The 23,395-nt window shown below is 36.8% G+C and carries 21 protein-coding genes; 11 read left to right on the top strand and 10 right to left on the bottom strand.

Going from position 1 to position 23,395, the window contains the following annotated elements:
* The first annotated feature begins 325 nt into the window (after nt 1-325).
* Entirely contained in the window at nt 326-469 is a 144-nt protein-coding gene (locus EYS08_RS25855; RefSeq protein ID WP_165456526.1) for a DUF5522 domain-containing protein, read from the top strand.
* 47 nt (nt 470-516) lie between these two features.
* Here the strand turns inward: EYS08_RS25855 and EYS08_RS26690 are convergent, their stop codons facing one another.
* From EYS08_RS26690 to EYS08_RS20100, 5 genes are all read right to left on the bottom strand, one after another.
* Nucleotides 517-813: a Uma2 family endonuclease gene (locus EYS08_RS26690; protein WP_394343128.1), complete on the bottom strand. Its 297-nt coding sequence runs from the start codon at nt 811-813 to the stop codon at nt 517-519.
* 11 nt (nt 814-824) lie between these two features.
* Nucleotides 825-1,121 (bottom strand): Uma2 family endonuclease, encoded by a 297-nt coding sequence (locus tag EYS08_RS26495; protein WP_131031791.1) that lies wholly within the window; start codon nt 1,119-1,121, stop codon nt 825-827.
* Between the two features lie 136 nt (nt 1,122-1,257).
* Nucleotides 1,258-1,974 carry a ZIP family metal transporter gene (locus EYS08_RS20110; protein WP_131031790.1) on the bottom strand — a complete coding sequence of 239 codons (717 nt, stop codon included), beginning with the start codon at nt 1,972-1,974 and terminating at the stop codon, nt 1,258-1,260.
* A 3-nt stretch (nt 1,975-1,977) separates the two neighbouring features.
* On the bottom strand, nt 1,978-2,541 hold the full coding sequence (locus EYS08_RS20105) for a phosphatase PAP2 family protein (RefSeq protein WP_131031789.1): 564 nt from the start codon (nt 2,539-2,541) through the stop codon (nt 1,978-1,980).
* Nucleotides 2,538-3,269, bottom strand: coding sequence for a class I SAM-dependent methyltransferase (locus EYS08_RS20100; RefSeq protein WP_131031788.1), 732 nt, complete (start codon nt 3,267-3,269; stop codon nt 2,538-2,540). Before EYS08_RS20100 ends, EYS08_RS20105 begins: the two co-directional genes overlap by 4 nt.
* 273 nt (nt 3,270-3,542) lie before the next feature.
* Between EYS08_RS20100 and glmM the strand changes: the two genes are divergently transcribed.
* The 7 genes from glmM to EYS08_RS20065 all read left to right on the top strand — a co-directional run bounded on the left by glmM (nt 3,543) and on the right by EYS08_RS20065 (nt 16,249).
* The gene (gene glmM / locus EYS08_RS20095; protein WP_131031787.1) at nt 3,543-4,928 is read left to right on the top strand and encodes a phosphoglucosamine mutase; all 1,386 of its coding nucleotides are present in this window, start codon (nt 3,543-3,545) and stop codon (nt 4,926-4,928) included.
* Between the two features lie 131 nt (nt 4,929-5,059).
* Complete coding sequence (locus tag EYS08_RS20090; protein ID WP_131031786.1) at nt 5,060-6,208, top strand: cysteine desulfurase family protein; 1,149 nt, start codon at nt 5,060-5,062, stop codon at nt 6,206-6,208.
* A 544-nt stretch (nt 6,209-6,752) separates the two neighbouring features.
* A complete protein-coding gene (locus EYS08_RS20085; protein ID WP_131031785.1) occupies nt 6,753-11,543 on the top strand; it encodes a RecQ family ATP-dependent DNA helicase in 4,791 nt (1,596 codons plus the stop codon).
* Nucleotides 11,544-12,374: 831 nt separating this feature from the next.
* Nucleotides 12,375-12,578: a hypothetical protein gene (locus EYS08_RS20080; protein WP_131031784.1), complete on the top strand. Its 204-nt coding sequence runs from the start codon at nt 12,375-12,377 to the stop codon at nt 12,576-12,578.
* Nucleotides 12,579-12,658: 80 nt separating this feature from the next.
* On the top strand, nt 12,659-13,558 hold the full coding sequence (locus EYS08_RS20075) for an MBL fold metallo-hydrolase (RefSeq protein WP_131031783.1): 900 nt from the start codon (nt 12,659-12,661) through the stop codon (nt 13,556-13,558).
* A gap of 257 nt (nt 13,559-13,815) precedes the next feature.
* A complete protein-coding gene (locus tag EYS08_RS20070) occupies nt 13,816-15,135 on the top strand; it encodes a cytochrome ubiquinol oxidase subunit I (protein WP_131031782.1) in 1,320 nt (439 codons plus the stop codon).
* Between the two features lie 109 nt (nt 15,136-15,244).
* The gene (locus EYS08_RS20065) at nt 15,245-16,249 is read left to right on the top strand and encodes a cytochrome d ubiquinol oxidase subunit II (protein ID WP_131031796.1); all 1,005 of its coding nucleotides are present in this window, start codon (nt 15,245-15,247) and stop codon (nt 16,247-16,249) included.
* 39 nt (nt 16,250-16,288) lie between these two features.
* On the opposite strand, the gene EYS08_RS20060 is transcribed toward EYS08_RS20065, so the two are convergent.
* The 5 genes from EYS08_RS20060 to accD form a co-directional block, all read right to left on the bottom strand.
* Nucleotides 16,289-16,687 (bottom strand): hypothetical protein, encoded by a 399-nt coding sequence (locus EYS08_RS20060; RefSeq protein WP_131031781.1) that lies wholly within the window; start codon nt 16,685-16,687, stop codon nt 16,289-16,291.
* 26 nt (nt 16,688-16,713) lie between these two features.
* Nucleotides 16,714-17,133, bottom strand: a complete 420-nt coding sequence (locus EYS08_RS20055) for a hypothetical protein (protein WP_131031780.1) — start codon at nt 17,131-17,133, stop codon at nt 16,714-16,716.
* A gap of 95 nt (nt 17,134-17,228) precedes the next feature.
* Nucleotides 17,229-18,776, bottom strand: coding sequence for a M20/M25/M40 family metallo-hydrolase (locus EYS08_RS20050; RefSeq protein ID WP_131031779.1), 1,548 nt, complete (start codon nt 18,774-18,776; stop codon nt 17,229-17,231).
* 239 nt (nt 18,777-19,015) lie between these two features.
* The gene (locus EYS08_RS20045; protein WP_131031778.1) at nt 19,016-19,480 is read right to left on the bottom strand and encodes a YciI family protein; all 465 of its coding nucleotides are present in this window, start codon (nt 19,478-19,480) and stop codon (nt 19,016-19,018) included.
* A gap of 541 nt (nt 19,481-20,021) precedes the next feature.
* On the bottom strand, nt 20,022-20,867 hold the full coding sequence (gene accD / locus EYS08_RS20040) for an acetyl-CoA carboxylase, carboxyltransferase subunit beta (RefSeq protein WP_057933455.1): 846 nt from the start codon (nt 20,865-20,867) through the stop codon (nt 20,022-20,024).
* 312 nt (nt 20,868-21,179) lie between these two features.
* Here accD and fbaA point away from each other — a divergent pair, with 312 nt between their 5' ends.
* From fbaA to EYS08_RS20025, 3 genes are all read left to right on the top strand, one after another.
* Complete coding sequence (gene fbaA / locus EYS08_RS20035) at nt 21,180-22,259, top strand: class II fructose-bisphosphate aldolase (protein ID WP_029276269.1); 1,080 nt, start codon at nt 21,180-21,182, stop codon at nt 22,257-22,259.
* Nucleotides 22,260-22,406: 147 nt separating this feature from the next.
* Nucleotides 22,407-22,913 (top strand): low affinity iron permease family protein, encoded by a 507-nt coding sequence (locus EYS08_RS20030; RefSeq protein ID WP_131031777.1) that lies wholly within the window; start codon nt 22,407-22,409, stop codon nt 22,911-22,913.
* Nucleotides 22,888-23,310 (top strand): GNAT family N-acetyltransferase, encoded by a 423-nt coding sequence (locus tag EYS08_RS20025; RefSeq protein ID WP_131031776.1) that lies wholly within the window; start codon nt 22,888-22,890, stop codon nt 23,308-23,310. Before EYS08_RS20030 ends, EYS08_RS20025 begins: the two co-directional genes overlap by 26 nt.
* Nucleotides 23,311-23,395 lie beyond the last annotated feature (85 nt).

Below are 23,395 nucleotides of genomic sequence, written 5' to 3'. Positions count from 1 at the left end.
CCGCCACAGAGAAAAACAGATTTAAGGGAGTAGAAAACATCCTTCCAGGAATACTTGCTTTGGGCAGCAACGCAGGGCAGATGTGCATGGCAAAGTTTATCGATTTCTAATTTGTTTAAGTAGTCAAAAACAAAATTTATGCCTCCGAAAGAGGATATTGGATTTGAATTTATTATTTTCACAGCAGTAATATTGGTCAACACTAATTTAAGTGAATATTACCTTGCTGCAAAACATTATTTATCAAGGTTTTGCAGCATTTTTTTTTTATAACATGCGGACATTAGGAGCTATCGGATTTGTTTCAGGATCTTATCGATAATATATGAAAGAAGGCGAAGATTTTTACTTTAACGAAGATGGATTAATGGTTTTTACCAAGGCCTACCATTTAAAACGTGGTTATTGCTGCAAGAATAAGTGTAAGCATTGCCCATGGGGTTATGGGAAGAAGAAAGAAAAGAAGTAATGTAGTTGGTAGTTCTCAGTTTAGATTTCGCATTTTTATCTGCAAACTCATTTCTCCTTACTAAAGCGAACATAATCATAAATATCGCTTAGCGCTATGTCAAAGCCCATCGAAATAAGAGTTAGTCTATTAGATATTTCCTTGTGTTGATTGAGTACCCAATTCTGTTCATCATTAATATAATAGGCCTCTACCAACACAGAGTCTGAATCAATCATAATATATTCTTTTAATGATGGAATGTCTTTATACAGGTTAAATTTTTTCACCCTGTCATAATTTTTGGTTGAAGGTGACAGGATTTCAATAATCACAGTTGGTAAAATTGAGGTGTCTTCATCAATGTCGCTATGTATTAATCCTTACAATAAATCGATATATCAGGATAGGTAAATAAAGTATTCTCGGGAATATTCATTCGTTTATCACTTCCATAAGGTCTGCAGGGCTTGCCTTTAAGTTTTTGAACTATTTCTCCAAAAACATTGCTAAAAATCTCGTTGTGATTATCACCGGCACCAGACATTGCAAATACCTCACCCTGAAAATATTCATGTTTTACAGTTGATGCTTTTTCCATCTCCAGGTATTCTTCAACGGTATAACGCCTTTTTTGATAGGCTACGGCAGGTTCATTTACAATCTCATCCATACACTAATTTACAGATGTTTTTTCATAAAGGTCAAAACTATAAACGATTAAACGTTTAAAACGGCTATTGGTTGGTTAATTGATCAACTGTTTAAATCAGTTGACCGCAGATTGCCAACTAGAACTGCTAACAGCATTAATGTCCTGCAAAGAAACCAATCAACGCTACACCAATCCCCAATAAAACGGCAATCATTTTGCGGGTATTGATTTTATGATCGGCACTCGATTCGAATAAAATGGTCGTGGAAATATGTAAGAAAATACCAATTACAATGCCCATAATTTTATTGAAATAAGCGTCAATGCCGCCAATTGTACCGTTGCTTAAACCAACACTTACATAAAAACCTAGCGGTGCCATAATCGCAAACACAATTAAGTAAAATATAATGCTGCTTCTCTTAAAATGGTTTTGCATTAATATGCTGGCCAGTGCAAAAGCAGCTGGGATGTGATGTAGCGAAATTCCGAAAATCAGCTCATTGTGCTGTTCTTTTGCTAATGGCATTCCTTCTAAAAAAGCATGCAAACACAAACTGATCATAATCCCAAAGGGAAAAACATGTCCGTCGTGATGTTTATGAATGTGGCCATGTTCTACACCTTCTGAAAACTGCTCCAAGAAAATCTGCAATAAGAAACCAATCAGAATAAAAACACCAATCTGCCATTTGTCGGCCCCGCTGTAAGCATCAGGAATTAAATGTAAAACTGTAATGGCAAATAAATAGGCCCCACTGAAAGACAAAATCAGTTTTAGTAGTTTAGATTTATCGCTCTTTACTAAAAATATAGCTGTCCCACCTAAAAAGGCACAGAAAAAGAGTACGCAGAGTTTCCAGATTTCCATAAGTTAAAAATCAGGTTGTAATTTTTTAAATATTCTTGAGCAGATAATCCCTATGGTAACACCCAGTAAAGCACCAGTAGTTACATCAACAGGATAATGAACACCAACATATACCTGCGCAAAACTGATGATAAACGCCCAGAAAATGCCAATAGGCAAAATAGGTTTCCATCGGCTATAAAAAATGCAGATTAAAAAAACGGCTATAGCAAAGTGATTGGTGGCATGTGCAGACGGAAAGCTAAGGCCACTTCCACAGGGAACACGGTGGATAATATCGTTCGCTAAACTTAAATCATTGCAGGGCCTAACCCGGGCTACCCAAGGCTTCACTACTCTAGACGCAATTAAATCGCCCATAGCAAAAGTGAAGAGAACCATGCCGATAATGTAATAACCTTGCTTTTTATACTGTTTAATACATAAAACAACAATAAAAAGATAAAGTGGCGACCAAAAGAAACGGTTGCGCATTAAAGGCATCAACCAATCAAAAAAGCTGTTTGAAAGCCCACGGTGGATTTTCAGGAACAATTCTACATCAAATTGCTGTATGCTTTCTATCATGCTTTTTTACAGATTAAAATTAACCGGTCTGAGCTGTTTTCCTCAAAATCTTCTAAGCCATAACTGCCAAAAGTTTTTTCGATAATCATCCCAGCCTTGGTAAGCATGCGCTGAAAATCTTCAAAACTAAATGCCTGAACCCGTTCTTCGAAATTGTATACCTTTTGTTTGTCTTCGAAATTTATCTTTTTAATAATTTTCCCCTCGATCACATTTTTGGTGATATTAAAAGTTATGCCATCAAGCGATTTTGTTTCGCAATAATTTAAGTTGCGGATAATTTTTTCGGTGTTAAAATAATCGAGCACCAAAATCCCCTCAGCTGTTAGGCATTTTCGAAAGGTTTTAAGTGCATTTACATGGTCTTTTTCGTTATCGAAATAACCAAAACTAGTAAACAGATTTAAGGCCACATCAAAGTAATTGATGTAAAATAACCTGCGCATATCGTGTACAAGAAAATGTAATTTGTTGTTTTCGAATTGCTTGGCGTATTTTATACTTTGTTCCGAAAGGTCTATTCCGGTAACATCGAAGCCTTTTTTGTTTAAATAGATTGAATGTCGGCCTTTGCCACAGGCAATATCCAACATTTTTGCATCGGCCCTCGGGTGTAGAAATTGCGTAAGTTTATCGATGAAAAACTCGGCTTCAGCATCATTTCGTTGTTGATAAAGAATATGATAATATGGCGAATTAAACCAATATTGAAACCACTTGCGTTGCATATAAAAGCCGTTTGTATCTTAAAAAGATGCAAATATAAGGTTTTACAGTCGCTAGTAAAGTTAGAATATGCTTTTATGCAATAAAGTTGCAAGATTATTATGGATATGGAATCTAATTTAAACACACGTTTGTTCTTGGCCGTAGTCTCAATTCTAGGAAATTGATCGTGTAAATAGATATAAAAGCAATGTAAATTAAAGTGCACAAACACTCCTAAATAGCTGCTATCTTGTTTTTTTTCTTATTTTTGAGCCTCAATTAAATTATATACAGTGACTTTAATAAAATCAATTTCAGGAATACGAGGAACCATTGGTGGAAGAGCTGGAGACGGCTTAACCCCATTTGATATTGTGAAATTTACAGCTGCCTTTGGTAGCTGGGTGGTACAGAAAACAGGCAATAAAAGAATAGTTTTAGGTCGCGATGCCCGCATTTCTGGTGAGATGGTGAATAACCTGGTTATCGGAACTTTACAAGGCTTGGGTATTGAGGTAATCGATTTAGGTTTATCAACTACGCCAACTGTAGAAGTAGCTGTACCTGATGAAAAAGCAGGTGGCGGTATCATTTTAACCGCAAGCCATAACCCAAAACAATGGAATGCCTTAAAACTACTAAATGCGAGCGGCGAATTTATTAGCGACGCTGACGGAAAAGAAGTTTTAGATTTGGCAGAAAGTGCTGATTTTGATTTTGCTGATGTAGATAAATTAGGTAAAGTAATTAAAAACGACACGTATCTTCAAAAACACATCGATAAAGTTTTAGCGTTACCATTGGTTGATGTAGAGGCAATTAAAAAGGCCGATTTTAAAGTCGTAATCGACTGCGTAAATTCAACCGGCGGTATTTTTATCCCAGCTTTATTAAAAGCTTTGGGCGTGAGCAAGGTGGTAGAATTATATTGTACACCAGACGGACATTTTCCGCACAACCCTGAACCACTTCCTGAAAATTTAACAGAAATATCTAAAGAAGTTCAGAAACAGAATGCGGATTTAGGTATTGTAGTTGATCCGGATGTTGACCGTTTATGTTTTGTAAACGAAGATGGTAGCATGTTCGGCGAAGAATATACTTTGGTTGCTGTTGCCGATTATGTATTGAAAAATACACCAGGAAATACAGTTTCAAACCTTTCATCAACACGTGCATTACGCGATGTGACCGAAAAAGCAGGAGCAGAATACAATGCGTCAGCAGTAGGAGAGGTGAATGTGGTGAACAAAATGAAAGCTACCAACGCCATTATCGGTGGCGAAGGAAACGGTGGGATTATCTACCCTGAATCGCATTATGGCAGAGATGCCTTGGTTGGCATTGCCTTATTCTTAACACATTTAGCTATATTTGGAAAATCAATCTCAGTATTAAGAGCCAGTTATCCTCAATACCACATTTCTAAAAACAAGATTACCCTTACGCCAGAAATGGATATCGATAATCTGTTGAAGCAGGTAGAAGAAAAATATAAAAATCAGCCATACAGCACAATTGATGGTTTAAAGATAGAATTTGATAAAACTTGGGTACATTTGCGCCGTTCGAACACTGAACCGATCATCAGGATTTACAGTGAAGCAGAAAATGAAACCATTGCCGAGAATTTGGCAAACAAAATTATTTCTGACATTAAAGAAATATTACACCTTTAATCCTTAAGGATTAAAGGATTAAGCATGCCTGTTCAGGGTTTAATAAAACGATTATACTCTGGACATTTTTTACAGAGAAAGCCACTAGCAAGGCATCTTTGCAACACAAAACTTTTAAATATTCGTAGAAAATGAAAAGGGTCTATTTAGATAATGCGGCCACAACGCCTTTAGATGCAGCAGTAATCGCAGAAATGACAAACGTAATGGAAAACTATTTCGGTAATCCATCTGCCATTCATGCGCTTGGCCGTGAGGTGAGAACGCTTGTAGAGAAAGCCCGTAAAACCGTTTCTGGTCTGTTAAATGCATCTCCATCCGAAGTTTTTTTTACTTCGGGAGGTACTGAGGCCGATAATACGGCCATCCGTTGTGGAATTTCAGCTTATGGAATTAAACATGCCATTACATCGAAAATAGAACACCATGCCGTTGAGCATACTTTAAATACAATGCTTAAAAATGGTGAAATCGATAAATTAAGTTTTGTTAATATTGACGATAAAGGGAATGTCGATTACAATCATCTCGAAGAACTGCTTCAAAATAACGAACGTACTTTTGTTTCGTTAATGCATGCTAATAACGAATTGGGTACACTGACCGATATGATTAAAGTTGGTGATATCTGCGAGAAATACAATGCCATTTATCATGCCGATACCGTTCAAACCATGGGTCATTACCCACATAACGTACGTGAGCTTAAAGCACATTTTATTGTTTGCGCAGCACACAAGCTCCACGGGCCTAAAGGTGTTGGCTTTTTGTATGTTAACAGTAACATTAAAATTCCACCGATGATTTATGGTGGTGCACAAGAGCGCAACATGCGTGGTGGTACCGAAAATGTATATGGTATTGTTGGGTTGGCAAAAGCCTTAGAAATTGCCTATGCCGAAATGGATCAGCATCAGTCGTACATTCAGGGTTTAAAAGATTATTTGAAAGCACAGTTAATTGCCGAAATCCCGGGGATTGCCTTTAATGGTGAAACGGATGCTGATAAAAGTTTGTACACGGTATTAAACGTATCTTTTCCAGAGATGGATATGGCCGATATGTTGTTGTTTAATTTAGATATCAATGGCATCTGTGCTTCTGGTGGCAGTGCCTGCTCTTCGGGTTCGAATATTGGCTCGCATGTGTTAAACGGTATTAATGCCGATCCAAACCGCCCTTCGGTGCGCTTTTCGTTTAGCAGATACACTACAAAAGAAGAGTTAGATTATGTAATAGAAAAAGTTAAAATGGTAGTAAAGCAAAATGCTTTGGCTTAAAATATCATTAACCAAATAGGAGAGTCCCGGTGAGAATCGGGACTTTTTTTGTGTGATAAAACATAGTTTGAAGTCTATTTTTTTGGAAAGCAAAGACAGCATTTCATTTTAAGGTTGGCCCTGCTTTCCATTTCAAGTCCTCAGCGCTGTGGGCTTTGCACTCCAATCAGTTTATATATAGAGGTCGGCGTACCTATTTAAGGTTATAGCGTGAGGCAAAAGAAGAATTAATTTTATAAACAAATCTCTGCACCCTGCAGCCCAAAATAGTATTACAGGCTGTGCCACCTAAACCTGATCGGAGCGAACATCCCGTTTTTCTCGGGATAAAGTGGAGAGCAGGACTGTACATGCCTAAATGCCACTGTGGCTGATTTCCAAAAGAAATATTGCCATTTATACTTTACACCAGATATCTAAGCATTAATAATTTATGGGCTTATATGGACTGTTATCCTCTTGAAAAAATCGTGATTCTTGATAGATATACATTTGGTTTTATTATATTGCATAATTTGTTATTAATGCACTCAGTGATCGTTTTATGAAACCAATAGCTTTTGTAGATACTGAAATTAACCCCGAAACATTAAATATCCTCGATATAGGGTGCATTAAGGATGATGGAAGTAGTATTCATTCAAATTCCCCTGAATCCTTATCTGCATTTTTAGGTAGTACAGAATTTATTTGTGGGCATAACATTATTTACCATGATTTACCATATCTTAAGAAAGCTATAACCGGATTGAATGATTTACAGGTTATTGATACACTGTATTTATCGCCGCTACTTTTTCCCAATAAACCATATCATGCTTTATTAAAAGATGATAAACTCCAAACGGAAGAATTAAATAACCCTTTAAATGATGCTATAAAAGCAAGGGATCTTTTTTATGATGAGATTGCATCATTCGATCAACTGGATAATTTACTAAAACAAATATTTTTTGCGCTGTTAAATGATAAAAAAGAGTTTAGCGCCTTTTTTAAATTTAACAGCTTCCAGACAGATCTTATTGAAATTGCCGGAATTATTCATGCCAAATTCCACTTAAAAATCTGTGTGCAGGCAGATTTAGATAAAATTATACGGCAAAATCCTATTGAGTTAGCCTACTGTTTATCTATAATCAATTGCCAAGACAGGTATTCAATTACACCTCCATGGGTATTGAAAGTTTATCCAAAGGTAGAACGTATTATGTCTGAGTTAACAAACAAACCATGTTTAACTGGCTGTGCATATTGTAATACCGCACTTGATATCCATAAAGGCCTAAAGAAATATTTTGGTTTCGATTCATACCGAAGCTATGCTGGAGAGCCGCTACAGGAAAGATCGGTTGAGGCAGCTATTCAAAATAAATCTATTTTAGCTGTATTTCCTACAGGAGGAGGCAAATCCATAACATTTCAGGTGCCAGCTTTAATGGGCGGTGCAAATGCAAAAGGGCTTACCGTCATTATTTCTCCGCTACAGTCTTTAATGAAAGATCAGGTAGATAATCTCGAAAAAATAGGAATAACTGAAGCAGTTACAATAAACGGTCTGCTGGACCCAATAGAAAGAGGGAAATCTTTTGAGCGGGTAGAGGATGGCTCGGCATCAATGCTTTATATATCTCCTGAATCCTTACGGTCAAAATCGATAGAAAGGCTCCTTTTGGGACGAAAAATTGTCCGTTTCGTAATAGATGAAGCGCATTGCTTCTCATCTTGGGGGCAAGATTTTAGGGTTGATTATCTATATATAGGAGATTTTATAAAGCTATTACAGGAAAAGAAGAATCTTGAAGAACATATTCCGGTTTCATGTTTTACGGCTACGGCCAAACAGAATGTAATTGAAGATATCAGAAGCTATTTTAAAATAAAATTATCGATTGATTTAGAGGTTTTTAGCTCGAAGACTTCGCGAACAAATTTAACATATAATGTATTTGAAAAAAGTGATGAGGAAGAAAAATACAATGCGCTACGCGATTTAATTGAAGAAAAGGACTGTCCAACCATTGTGTATGTTTCAAGAAGAGGTAAAGCTGTTAAACTGGCTACCCGGTTATTAAAAGATGGTTTTTCAGTAAATTACTATCATGGGGGGATGGAATCTAATGAAAAGACGAAAAATCAGAATGAATTTATAGCTGGCCAAACTAATATTATGGTTGCTACTTCTGCATTCGGCATGGGCGTAGATAAGAAGGATGTGGGAATGGTGGTGCACTACGATATTTCAGACTCTTTAGAAAATTATGTTCAGGAAGCGGGTAGGGCAGGCCGTGATGAAAAAATATCCGCAGATTGCTATGTCCTGTTTAACGAAGAAGATTTAAGCAAGCATTTTATTTTATTAAATCAGACCAAGTTAAGCATAAAGGAAATTCAGCAGATATGGAAAGCCGTAAAGGAAATTACGCGGTTTCGCTTAAATGTATCAAATTCAGCGTTGGAAATCGCCAGAAAAGCAGGCTGGGATGATAGTGTTAATGAAATAGAAACCAGGGTAACTACTGCAATTGCAGCTTTAGAGGATGCCGGCTACTTAAAGCGGGGGCAGAATATGCCCAGGGTTTTTGCCAGTAGCATTTTAGCTAAAACCGCCCAAGAAGCCATTAATAAAATTAACAGTTCTTTCCGCTTTGATGAAAAACAGAAGGAAAAGGCAGTTAGGATTATTAAGAAACTTTTTTCGAGCAAAAGTAAGAAGCAGCTATCTGATGATGTCGGTGAATCACGTATTGATTATATATCAGACCGTTTGGGTATGGTGAAAGAAGATGTGATCCATATTATTAATTTGCTTAAGGAAGAAAAAATCCTTGCCGATACCAAGGATTTAACTGCATTTGTTAAAAGAAATGAAAGCAGAAACCGCTCATTAACAATTGTTGAGATTTTTGGAAAAATCGAAAATTTTTTGACAGCGGTTTTTAAAGAAGAGGAAATAACAATAAACCTTAAGGAACTAAATGAAGAGGCAGAATCTAAAGGCTATAATGATTTTACCCCAAACAAGATCAAAACCATCATTAATTTTTGGGCAATAAAAAAATGGATAAAGCGAGAAAATAAACCATACTCTAAAAATCACATTTCCGTAATCGCATTACAAGCAATTGAGTTATTAAAAGATAAATTACATAAAAGGCATGAGTTGGCCAGATTTATAGTAGAATACTTATACGATAAATCAAATAATGATAAAGACAATGCCGAAAAGGATGAAGTTTTGGTCGAGTTTTCGGTTCATGAACTAAAGGATACTTTTCTCAATAGGGCTAGTTTATTTCAGCTTTCGGTTACTGTTGAAGATGTAGAAGATACACTCTTTTATCTTTCTAGAATAGAAGCGATCAAAATTGAAGGTGGTTTTATGGTTGTTTATAACCGTTTAACGATAGATAGATTGGAAAATGATAATAAAATAAGATATAAAGCCGAAAATTATGAGAAGCTAAATCAATTTTACGAAAATAGAGTACAGCAGATTCATATTGTGGGCGAATATGCTAAAAAAATGATCGAGAATTATAAAATTGCTTTAGCATTTGCAGAAGATTATTTTCAGCTTAATTATACTTCTTTTTTAAATAAATATTTTAATGTAACCCGCCAAAATGAAATAAAACGGAATATTACACCGGCCAAATACAAGCAGTTGTTCGGTGATTTATCTGAAAGTCAATCACAGATCATAAATGATAAAGAAAATAAATATATTATTGTAGCTGCTGGTCCGGGAAGCGGAAAAACCAAAGTACTGGTTCATAAATTGGCCTCTCTTTTATTAATGGAAGATGTAAAGCATGAACAATTGTTAATGCTTACTTTTTCGAGGGCAGCAGCAACGGAGTTCAAAAAGCGTTTGTTAAAATTAATTGGAAATGCTGGGGGCTTTGTTGAGATTAAAACCTTTCATTCCTTTTGCTTTGATCTGTTGGGGAAAGTGGGAAGTTTGGAAAAAGCAGATGCCATTTTAAAGAATACCGTTGCTAAAATAAAAAATAATGAAGTAGAAATCAGTAAAATCACTAAAGCAGTTTTGGTAATCGATGAAGCACAGGATATGAATGCCGATGAATTTGAACTGATTAATGCTTTAATGGATCAAAATGAAGAGATGCGGGTAGTTGCAGTAGGCGATGATGATCAAAATATTTACGAGTTTAGAAAAGCTGATTCAAAATATCTGGAAGAATTTCTTAGAAAGAAAGATGCTGTAAAGCATGAATTGGTTGATAATTATCGGAGCAAACGAAATCTGGTCGCTTTTAGTAATCAGTTCATCACCAAAATAAGCCATCGCTTAAAAACAACATTAATTATTTCCAATAGTAAATCTTTCGGCAGTATAAAAATAACCAATCATAAAAACGGCAATTTGATTACGCCTTTGGTTAATGATATTCTGAAAACGGGATTGATAGGTACTACATGTGTATTGACAAGAACAAATGAAGAAGCAGCCATGGTTGTTGGCAGCTTGTTGAAACATAAAATGCCGGCTCAGTTAATACAGACCAATGATTCTTTTAATCTATATAATCTTACTGAAATAAGGTTTTTCTTATTTAGATTGGGATCAAACAATGAGGTATATACTTACAGTGATGAGGTTTGGACAAATGCATATCGGGATTTGACCAATAAATTTAAAAGGAGTTCCAAATTCGAAATCGTTGATAACCTTATCCATGATTTTGAAACTGTAAATCCGAAAATTAAATATAAATCGGATTTTGATGTATTTATCAAAGAATCAAAGATTGAGGATTTTTTTTATGCTAATAGTGAAACAATTATGGTCTCCACAATCCATAAATCAAAAGGCAAAGAATACGATAATGTTTTTTTACTGTTAAAAGATTTTGACATTGGTAAAGATAGTGCCAAAAGGCAGTTGTATGTAGGTATAACGAGAGCTAAAAACAATTTGTCGATCCATTTAAATGGTAATTATCTGGACCAGATCGAAGTTGAAAATTTAGAAAGGATTGAGGATGGAGATACATATCCAGAATTGGAAGAGATTGTTTATAACACAACATACGCTGATATCTGGCTGGATTATTTCACCAATAAACAACATTTAGTATCACAATTAATAAGCGGTGAGAGATTAATCGTAGTTGGAGATGAGTGTAAGAATTTAAATGGTCAATCTATTCTTAAATTTTCAAGAAAATTTATAGAGGAAATAAATATTCAATCAAGAAAAGGTTTTTTTCTAAAGGCTGCAAAGGTAAATTTTGTTCTTCATTGGCAAAAGGAAGGGGCAACGGAAGAAATTAGAATAATTTTACCAGAGGTTTTATTTGTAAAGAGATAAGATACTTAGTGTTGGTTTAAGATGGTTGCTTTGAAAATAATTGAACTCTTGGTTTAATATACCTTGCAAAACTCGAAAATAAAACTTATATTTAATTAAGATAAAGGCAATCCACGCCATTTTAATGTAGTTCCAGAACGAAACCTTATCAAATTCCCCGTGGTATAAGGTTAAGCAAATTTTAAATAGCTTTTTTACTAATGCATTTTGCAGCTTAAAAAGGCATTCTGATTAAAATTGTTAACCCTGAAAACTAACCATGTTTTCAATAATCTATATCGTCATGGAAAAGAGCCAAAAAAATCAAAATCTAGAGAACGCGAAGCAGGAAGAAAAATTAAATGGAGAAAGGAAACACATTTACAAATTTATCTTTAACCCGTTTTCTTTCGAATCTTCGAATCATTTCAACAAAATCCATAAAAGAAAATTTCATTCTTTCGGCTGCATTCACGAATTAGGAAAACTTCCGGGGGCAATGTTTTAATTGCAAAATGCCAACATGTTTAATTAATGATATTGGCTTTTCCAAGGAAAGGCAATTTACTTCTTTTTGTTATGAGATAACCTTTTGGTTGATGACGAATTAACCAATGATAACTCACATAGTCTTAGTGTCTCGCTAAGACTTTAGTCTTTTGCCAAGGAAACACCGAAGGCACGGAATATATCTCTCGTTTTGGCATTCTGGGCGAAGTCGAAGAATCTTTTATCGATGACTATTATTAACAGGACAATGAGTTGGTCATCAATAAATTACACTCCCAAAATAACTAAGGAAAAACAATCCTATTTTTCACCTGTTTCTTTTATACATCAATTTATAATATTATGGAAACAAATAAGGAAAAAGGTAAAGTTGTTGAGAACGATTTGCTAGATAAAAAAGTAGAAGATGTGAGAGATCATGATTCTTTAGATGAAAATAAATCATCTAAAATAACCACTAATCTTTTTAACAAAGAGGATAAACGCAAGAATAATCCACTAGGGCCAGGACATGAACCCGGACCAACACCAGGTTCAGGAATATAGTTGATTGGAATATAATTTACGAACTAAATGATTAAATTTAAACCATGGCAGTTGCTGTGGTTTTTTAGCTAAATCCCAAAATGGAAAGAAGAAATTTTATCAAAAATTCGGCATTGGCCATGGCCTTGCTTTCAATTTATAAAACAGATGTTTTTGCACAGCAAGAGTTAATGCGTGCTTACAACTTTAAACCATTGCGTAATAATGTTGGGATATTTACCGAACAGGGAGGTACAATAGGGTGGTTAAACTCGAGTAATGGTTTTGTGGTGGTAGATGCCCAGTTCCCAACCTCGGCACCTCATGTGATCGAAGAATTAAAAAAACTGGGCGAAAAACCTTTCAAATACCTGATTAATACCCATCATCATGGTGACCATACCTCGGGGAATATCTCCTTTAAGGGATTGGCCGAAAAAGTTGTAGCACATCAAAATTCCTTAGTGAATCAGAAAAGAGCAGCCGAGAAAGCAAATAATTTAGACAAACAGTTACTGCCCGATACCACTTTTGGAACAAAATGGACTGCAAAAGTGGGCGATGAAAACATAAAAGCTTATTATTATGGTTCTGGTCATACCAACGGCGATGCAGTATATCATTTTGAGCATGCAAATATTGCGCATGTAGGCGATTTGGTATTCAACCGTAAATTTCCTTACATTGATCGGGAAAACGGTGCACACATTGGCAATTGGATCACTGCATTGGATAAAATTCTAGCCCAGTTTGATAACGACACCCTGTTTATCTGGGGACATAGCCTAGATCCTGAAAAAGTAACAGGAAACAAAGCAGATGTTAAAGCTTTTCAAAATTACCTGCAGAACCTTTTAACTTTTGTGAGCGGAGAAATCAAAGCAGGTAAAAGTAAAGAAGATATTCTAAAAGCAAGCTCAATTCCAAATGCACCAGAATGGAAAGGAGAAGGTATTCAAAGGAGCTTAACTGCTGCTTATGATGAGCTGAAAGGGGTTTAGCAACTAAGCTTATAAAAAAATATTAACCACAGATAAAAAGGATGTACACAGACAAGGATATAATGCCTGTAAAATCTGTGTTTATCTGTGTGCATCTGTGGTTAAACAAAAACAATTATCACTGCAGCAACGAACAGCCAAATCTTTTTTCAATTTATAAACGTTCTATATTTAAAATAATCCTTTCAACGTCATTGAATTACCGTAGGCTTTAGTGTTTAACAACTATATTTGTTACAATTCAAAATCTACAGCTCATGGATGATTTTATTGCAGCCCGTTCCCAAATGGCCTTATCATTAGGCTTCCACATCATTTTTTCCTGTATTGGCATGGTTATGCCTTTCTTTATGGCCGTATCGCATTATAAATGGCTTAAAACAAATGATGAGGTATATAAAAATCTCACTAAGGCCTGGAGTAAAGGTGTAGCCATCTTCTTCGCTACTGGTGCGGTATCAGGCACCATGTTATCTTTCGAATTAGGCCTGCTCTGGCCAAAATTTATGGATCATGCTGGGCCAATATTCGGGATGCCTTTTTCACTTGAAGGAACAGCCTTTTTTATCGAAGCAATAGCCCTTGGCTTTTTTCTTTATGGCTGGAATAAGTTAAATAAATGGTTCCATTGGTTTACCGGGATGGTTGTAGGGGTAAGTGGTTTAGCCTCTGGAATACTGGTTGTGGCCGCAAATGCCTGGATGAACAGTCCGGCGGGTTTTGATTTTGTAAACGGGCAATACCTGAATATCGATCCCATACAGGCCATGTTCAATAAAGCATGGTTTAGTCAGGCGCTACACATGTGTTTGGCCGCATTTACCGCTACAGGCTTTGCTGTGGCAGGTGTACATGCCTTGATGATCCTGAGAGACCGTAATAAAGAATTTCATTTGAAAGCTTTTAAAATAGCAGCCATATTTGCTTGCATCGGTGCATTATTGCAGCCTTTAAGTGGCGACATTTCGGCAAAGGATGTAGCCAAAAGGCAACCCGCTAAACTTGCTGCAATGGAGGCATTGTACAAAACGGAAAAGCCTGCCCCGTTGTTGATCGGAGGGATTGTGAACGAGAAAGATAAAACCGTGAAAGGTGCAATCGAAATTCCGGGTGCTTTAAGTTTCCTGGCGCATGGCGATTTCAAAGCTGAGGTAAAGGGGCTGGATCAGATTCCTGAAAACGAACATCCTCCGGTAGCCATCACCCATTATGCTTTCCAGATTATGGTTGGAATTGGCACGCTGCTACTTTTAGTATCATTAATTTATTTCTTCACTTTATTTAAAAAGAACCCTTTAACCGAGAAACGCTGGCTGTTGAAATTATTTGTTGGCGCCATTCCGCTTGGTTACATCGCTTTAGAGGCCGGCTGGGTAGTTACGGAGGTTGGTAGGCAGCCATGGATTATTTATGGCATTATGCGCACCAAGGATGCCGTTACGCCGATGCCAGGTATAGCCTACTCATTTTATATCTTCTCGGCCATTTACGTTTCTTTAAGTATTATCGTAACGTTTTTGCTTTACCGCCAGATTAAAATGGTTCCTGTGCTCTATAATAAACCAGAAACAAAATAATTAATTAACCACAGATAAAAAGGATGAACACGGACGAAAGCTTGAGACTTGCAGTCGAATTATCAAAATCTGTGTTTATCTGTCCAAATCTGTGGTAAAAAAATAAATGATGGAACAAGTTGTTATTACATTTTTATGCATGGCTATTCTGCTCTACTTTTTATTGGGAGGTGCTGATTTTGGTGCAGGGATTATTGAACTGTTTACTTCAACAAAAAACAGGAGTAAAACCCGTAAAACCATGTATCAGGCCATTGGTCCAGTTTGGGAAGCCAACCACATGTGGCTGATTATTGCCATTGTAATCCTTTTTGTAGGTTTTCCGCATATTTATACCACCATGTCGGTTTATCTGCATATTCCATTGGCGATTATGCTCATCGGAATTATTGCGCGGGGCACCGCCTTTGTATTCCGACATTACGATGCTGTTAAAGATGATATGCAGTGGTTTTATAACCGCATATTCAGGTATTCGAGTTTTATAACTGCATTGTTTCTGGGCATTATTGCCGGAAGCTTGATTTCAGGCCATATCGATACACAGGCGAACGATTTTTATACCGCGTATATTTCGGGTTGGTTGAATTGGTTTTCTGTTGCTGTGGGCTTATTTACGGTCGCGCTCTGCGGTTTTCTTGCCGCGATTTACCTCATAGGTGAAACAAAAGAAGCACATGATAAACGCCGTTTTATTAAAAAGGCTGAACTTATGAATATAGCTGCTGTTGTTTTTGGTGCTATGGTATTTATTGCTGCACAGCGGGATAAAATTCCGCTAATCGATTGGGTTTTTAAAAGTAATGTGGGTTTATCGGCCATCGTTCTGGCCAGTTTATCGCTGGTTTTGTTGTGGTATTTACTACTTAAAGGTAAAACCAAGATTTTACGCATTTTAGCTGGCTTCCAGGTAACGATGATTCTCCTGGCAATAAGTTATGCGCATTTTCCAAATTTTATCCGCTTAAAAAGTGGTGATGCAATCTCGCTTCTCGAAACCGTAGGGCCTGAAAAAACCATTTATAGTTTAGGCTTAGCACTTTTATTGGGGAGTGTATTGATTCTGCCTTTTTTGGGGTATCTGTTTTATAAATTTCAGAAGAGAGAGGAGTAGAAATAAGTTTGGAGTGGAGAGTTATTAGTAGGGAGGGAACTAATGTTTAAAACGGCTATGATCAGGGCCTAAATATCCATTTACAGAATATCCTATAAAACCAAAGAAAACTGCTACTATAATCATTGATATTACCATTTTAGCATTGCTTTCTACAGTATCAATGTTTTCTGAATTAGCTTTTAATCTGATTGATAGTTTTAAGCCTATCGTACTGTCGTATAACCCTAAAAGTGAGTTTGTAGCAAAAATAATTATTAATTGGAAATGATTAGATAGGAAGTAACCGATGCCCATGTATACGGCAAAAGATAATATGCTTAGGTAAGTATATTTGAAATTGAATTTCCTGGAGGCTACTGCACCTAGGGTATCTATTAACGTAATGCAGATTAATCCAATAAGAAATAAACTAATTAAACTTGAGTAATTATCCATTAGATAAAGGGATTGTTGTTGTTTGATCAATCTTTTATTTGTTTCGACATAGGCGTTTGTAACTCGAAAGGCAATTCAGTTTTTTCATCCATAAACTCAATTATCTTTAATTCGTTTTCCAATCTTTCTAATGAATCTATAAGTACCAGGTCTAGATCTTTTGGTACATCCATCCGGCAATCTAAATATTGCTTCTCAGCAATAGAAAAGAGTTCTGTTACCGTAATCTCACCATTGGCATTTAAATAAATCTCCTGCGACCAAAAATGCATTGTTATCATCGTAGGTTTATCATTGAGTACTGAAGCAACATAAATCTCCTTTTCACTTAGCCAATCCCATGGCTTCAATCTCACAAAGTACTTCTCTTTATTGCGATAATTATGCAGGGTTGTATAGTCAATTCTAGCATATTCTCTTTTGCTGAATAATTTTTTGAAAAGCATTACAATTAGATTGTGCTTAATTTAATAAAGATCAATATATAAAAAAGAGCACCTGTTTCCAAATGCTCTTTTGTAATAGGTTTCAAAATTTTTATTTACAATCCACCCTTTCTATTCGATTTGGTTTGTACCGGCCAGGTTGCTGGCTTTCCGGTGCGTTCGTTTACAGGTAAATCTGTTGCTTTTTCAGTTGAGGTTTTCTCAGGATCTTCGCAGGCCATATAAACCATAATGGCAGCTAAAATTACATTGCTTCTGATTTCGTCGAAAACCAACTTGTCGTAACTGTCGCGGTTGGTGTGCCAGGTGTATGTTCCATAGTCCCAGCTGGTAGAGCTTAACGAGTAACCCAAGGCTCCGGCAGCAACAAAAGAAGCAAAATCAGAACCTCCTGCACCAGGCGACCCGGGGAAATTGGTTTTGATCTGGTTTTTAATGGTATCTGGTACTGCAGCCAACCAACGGGTAATGTAATCTTTTGATTTAGCAAAGCCTTGTCCTCCAATATTCACTACCCGGCCTGTGCCGTTATCCTGGTTAAACAGGGCCTGAAGATTGCTTACAATTTCCGGATGATCTTCTACAAAGGCCCTTGAGCCATTTAAGCCCTGCTCTTCACTTCCCCAATGGCCAACCAAAATGGTACGTTTAGGGTTAGGATAGATTTTTTTTAGAATGCGCATGGCTTCCATCATTAAAATGGTACCAGAACCATTATCGGTAGCACCGCTTGCACCATCCCACGAATCGAAATGTGCCGAAAGCATCACATATTCCTTTGGTTTCTGTGTGCCTTTTATTTCAGCTATGGTATTAAAAGTTGGTACTACGCCCAACTTCTTAGCATCTGCTTCGATTCTTAACTTAGGTTTATCGCCATTTAAAGCCAAGCGGTAAACCAAACCGTAATCTTCAACAGATAAATCTAAAGTAGGGACCTTTTTAGTATTTGCGCCAAAAATTTTATCTACGCCAAAACCTTGCGACCAGTTATTGATCACTACCGCTACTGCACCTGCATTTTCTATCGCTACAGGAAGTGTTTTTGCTGTTAAACCCGTTTTTGCTATACTAGCTGTCCATGTTTTAGCGGCATCAGCTTTTTCTTTTTTAAATTTCTCGAACAGATCTTTGGTGGCAAATTCTTCCCAGTTTTTTTCTGGTCTGCCAGATAGTTGATTCATCGAAATCAATACGATTTTACCTTTTACATTTGGTAACCATTTTTGAAAAGATACCGAATCTGTAATTTGCGGAAGAATAATCGCTTCTGCATTAATGGTTTTACCGTTTGTAGATGGGCTCCAGGCCAATTGTGTACCTTCTAAGGTTCTAACCCGTGGACTTATTAAATCAATATGCGTAATACCTCTTTCCCAGCCAGCCCATTCGCCCCATTTTTCATTTTTTGCTGAGATGCCCCAATCGCTATATTTTTTTACAGCCCAATCATTGGCCTGTTTCATTTGTGGTGAACCAACTAAACGTGGCCCTACAACATCTAAAAGTTCGTGTGCGAGTTTCTCTAATTGAGAGTTTTCGTTCACTTCTTTAACAATATTGTCGATTATTTTTTTGTCTTGCGCAAATATGCAGGTCGAAGTGCACAGCAATAGCGCAGAAAATAGTAGTTTTTTATTCATAATTAGTTAGGGTTGATTTATTTGATAAGCTAATTTATGAAATAAGGAGTAGGGTTGAAGGATATTAATGGAAATGTTGCAGTAAGTAGGATCGTCATTGCGAGGCGATTTTTCATCGCCGTGGCATTCTCACAAATTGAATCCTTTAATAATTCACTAAGCTGAAAAGGTCAGATGGTAACATCTGACCTCACTATGTTAATTTCTCTGTGCCTTCCGTGCTTCCGTGGCAAACAATCCTAAAAACTGCTCTTCTGGATCTTATCATGAAATGGCAAATACTCAGCTAGTGCTGCAGAGCCATACCAATTGTATAATTCTGGTTCCAGTAATTTGGCTTTTATGGCCGGATCGCTTTCTAATAATTGTTTTGCTTCCTCAATGGATTTGGTGTTTAAAACGAAAATACCACGGTAATTTTTGCCGTTTTTACCCATCGGGCCGGCAACTACCAGTTTTTGCATCTCTACCATTTTACCCATGTTTGCCATATGTCCGGCAAATAAACTATCTGTTTTGGCTTTTGTTTCTGTGGTGTTTGTACCCGATTTCAGCATAACCAGAACATACATTTTCATGCCGTAGTTGTCGGCACCAAGCTTTTTAGCTAAGGCTTCATCATAAGGGGTTTTGGCTTTTTTCTCCTGCGCATGTATAGCGAGCGTAACGCTGATCAGGGAGATTAATAGGAATAACTTTTTCATTTTAGTTATGGTTTGGTTAGTTTAAAAATAAGAAAAATTGCGGTGTTTTTGTCTTAGCCAGACGGGCTTTCCCCTTTTTCTAAAAAGTGGAGCAAAAATCAAGGCTTGCGAACCTTTGTCGCAAATCCTAAATAAATCTTTAGGTGCAATCCTAAGCCGTGTGAAGGATAGTGGTTTTTGTTTGTTTCTGCTGCACTCGTAGGATTTCTTGTTCAGTGTTTATTGAAATGAACTGCAACAAAGATTTATTTGCATTTGCTTCCAAATCTTCTGATGCCGGATGCGTTCTTCGGAAAGATTGTGGGGATTTTAAAGTTTGTGCCTACATAACTTAATGCACCTGTTAGGAACTACCATAGCAAAGAACCACCGGCCCATATTAACTAAACCTGATTGCCGCGGTCCCGATGTAAAATCGGGAGAAGAAAAAAGCAGGACTGAACTAACCGAAGTTATTCAAGCCCTGCTTTTCTAAGTATTATGAATTCATTTTTTTGGCACGCAGACCAATGAACTAATGGCTAATGAACTTTCGAACCAACTAGTTGTTCATCATTTTAATAAAAGCGCCCAATTTAGCTTTCATGGCTCTTCTATCTACAATGAAATCGAGGAAACCGTGTTCAAGAACGAATTCTGAAGTTTGGAAACCTTTCGGTAAATCTTTTTTAATGGTTTCTTTAATTACCCGCGGACCGGCAAAGCCGATCAGCGCGCCTGGTTCTGCAATATTAATATCGCCTAACATGGCGTATGATGCCGTTACTCCTCCAGTAGTTGGATCGGTTAATAAAGAGATATATGGAACTTTAGCCTGACCTAATAAGGCAAGTTTGGCTGATGTTTTGGCCATTTGCATTAATGAAAATGCGGCTTCCATCATACGTGCACCACCTGATTTTGAGATCATTAGGAACGGAACTTTATGTTTAATGCTGTAATCGATCGACCTTGCAATTTTTTCGCCCACAACTGAACCCATCGAACCGCCGATAAAAGCAAAATCCATACAGGCAATTACGAGGTCTTGTCCCTCAATTTTACCAACACCGGCACGGATAGCGTCTTTTAAGCCTGTTTTAGCCTGGCTTTCTTTAATTCTATCAGTATAAGGTTTATTATCGTTAAAGTTTAAAGGATCGCCTGATGTTAAGTTAGGAAACAGCTCTTTAAACTCGTTATTATCAAATAAAACCTCGAAATATTCTTTTGAGCCTACTCTCAGGTGATAATCGCAGTAATGACAAACGTATTTGTTTTCCTGAAGTTCTGCCTGATGTAGCGGTTTTTTACAATTTGGACATTTATTCCACAAACCATCTGGTGCTTCTTTTTTCTCCTCTGTTGTGGTGATGATACCTTTTTTTTCTCTCTTAAACCAAGCCATATAATTTTTTGAAGAATTGGATTGCAAAGAAACGAAAAATAAAATAAAGTCGCCCCTTATTAGATGTAAAAATAGTCAATGGTGAGTTGGTTAATAGTCGATTGGCAATAATGCAAGCATTAGATAGGTAATTGAAAACTCGGCTCGGGCTACTGTTAACTGCTACTTAAGTGTGTCTTTTTTACACTAAGGATAACGTGTTTTTTACACTAAATAGGCCTTATTTTGCTGTTAGGCAAATAATTCTGTTGTTAGAAAAGCTTGGAATGTTATTTTTTTTTATAACTTCGGACTTAATAAAATTAACAAGAAATGAGTTTAAAAGGCTACAAAGGCGTAATTTACGGAGATGCCGTTCAAGAATTGTTTGAGCAGGCTAAAAAACATCAGTTTGCTTTACCAGCAGTTAACGTAACCGGTACAAATACGGTTAATGCGGTATTGGAAACTGCTAAGGCAGTAAATTCGCCTGTTATGATTCAACTATCTAATGGAGGTGCACAGTTTTATGCAGGCAAATCTTTAGATAATGAGAAATTGCAAGCATGTATTTTAGGTGCTGTATCGGCAGCTAAACATGTACATTTATTGGCAGAGCATTATGGTGTTGCTGTGGTTTTACATACCGACCACGCCGCTAAAAAATTATTGCCTTGGATTGATGGACTTTTAGACCACGGCGAAAAATTCTTCGCTGAAACTGGAAAACCTTTGTTTTCATCACATATGTTGGATTTATCGGAAGAGTCGATTGAAGAAAACATGGAAATTTCTGCTAAATACTTAGCACGCATGGCTAAAATGAACATGACTATCGAAATCGAACTTGGTGTTACAGGTGGTGAAGAAGATGGTGTTGACAATAGCGATGTAGATAGCTCTAAATTATATACTCAACCTAGCGAAGTGGCTTATGCTTACGAAGAATTAAGTAAAGTTTCTCCTCGTTTTACAGTTGCTGCTGCTTTTGGTAATGTACACGGTGTTTATAAGCCAGGTAACGTAAAATTGCAACCGGTAATTTTGAAAAATTCTCAGGATTTTATCAAAGAAAAATTCAGCTTAACTGCAGAGAAACCAATCAACTTCGTATTCCATGGTGGTTCTGGTTCTACTCAGGAAGAAATCAGAGAAGCTATTTCTTATGGTGCAATTAAAATGAATATCGATACTGATATGCAATGGGCGTTTTGGGAAGGTATTTTAGAATATTACAAAAAGAATGAAGCTTATCTTCAAGGTCAGATTGGTAATCCTGATGGCGATGATAAACCAAATAAAAAATATTACGATCCACGCGTTTGGTTGCGTAAAGGTGAAGAAACTTTTGTGAAACGTTTAACTACTGCTTTCGAAGATCTAAACTGCATCAACGTTAACGATAAGTTATAAGGAGTTGCAAGGGGTATAAAGTTGTAATGTTGTAACACTGAAACCTTTCAACTTTCCAGCCTTTCAATTGAAACAAAAGCGCCATGGGTTTAAAAACTTATGGCGCTTTTGTTTGTTTTATGGTTATATTTAAGCAAACAAATTGTAATGGCAAAATCTAAGAACGATACCAAAAGAAATAATTTTTTTGAGAAATTTGCCAATGTGGCAACCAAATTTACGGGTAGCTCTGTTGCATTTATAGCGGCAACGGCCATCGTAGTTATTTGGGCGGTTACAGGCCCACTTTTCGATTATTCTGAAACCTGGCAATTGGTAATAAACACAGGCACAACAATTATCACCTTTTTGATGGTTTTTTTAATCCAAAAGGCACAGAATAAAGATGGTAAGGCCATTCAGTTAAAATTGAATGAATTGATTGCCGCGCAGCAGGGTGCAAGTAACCGGATGGTTGATATAGAAGATTTGAGTGAAAAAGAACTGGATCAGTTACATAAATTTTACGTTGCGATTGCCACACTTGCCAAAAAAGAGGCCGATATTCATTGTTCACATTCGATAGATGTAGCGAAAGAGCTAAATGAATCGAAATTAAAATCGAATAAACACTTTAAACACCACGATAATGAGTCTGCACGTTCAAAAAGTTAACCATCCCGAAGATTTAGATAAAGTATTTGCGATCCGTAAGATTGTATTTGTAGACGAACAGAATTGCCCACCAGAATTGGAATGGGAGCATGAAGATGATTCTATACATTTTCTGGCAACCAATAACGGCCAGCCTTGCGGTGCCTGCAGGTGGCGTAAAACGGATAATGGTTATAAGCTGGAACGTTTCGCAGTTTTAAAAGATTTTAGAGGGCAGGGTGTTGGCCGTGCGTTAATTGCCGAGGCTTTATCTGATTTGCCAGAAGATGCGCATTATATTTACCTGAACTCGCAGTTAGATGCCATGAGTTTGTATGCTAAATTTGGTTTTGTAGCAGAGGGAGAGCAATTTGAGGAGGCTGGGATACAACACTTTAAAATGGTGAAAAAAGTTTAGGGACAATTTGCCAAAGAAACACAGGAAAGCATAGCGCATTCAACGAAAAACCGTCATTGCGAGGTACGAAGCAATCTTAAAGCGA

It is taken from the genome of Pedobacter kyonggii (assembly GCF_004310665.1).
GTDB classification, from domain to species: Bacteria; Bacteroidota; Bacteroidia; order Sphingobacteriales; family Sphingobacteriaceae; genus Pedobacter; species Pedobacter kyonggii.
The sequence above is the reverse complement of the archived record's forward strand: the minus strand, read 5'-3'. Positions and strand labels throughout refer to the sequence as shown.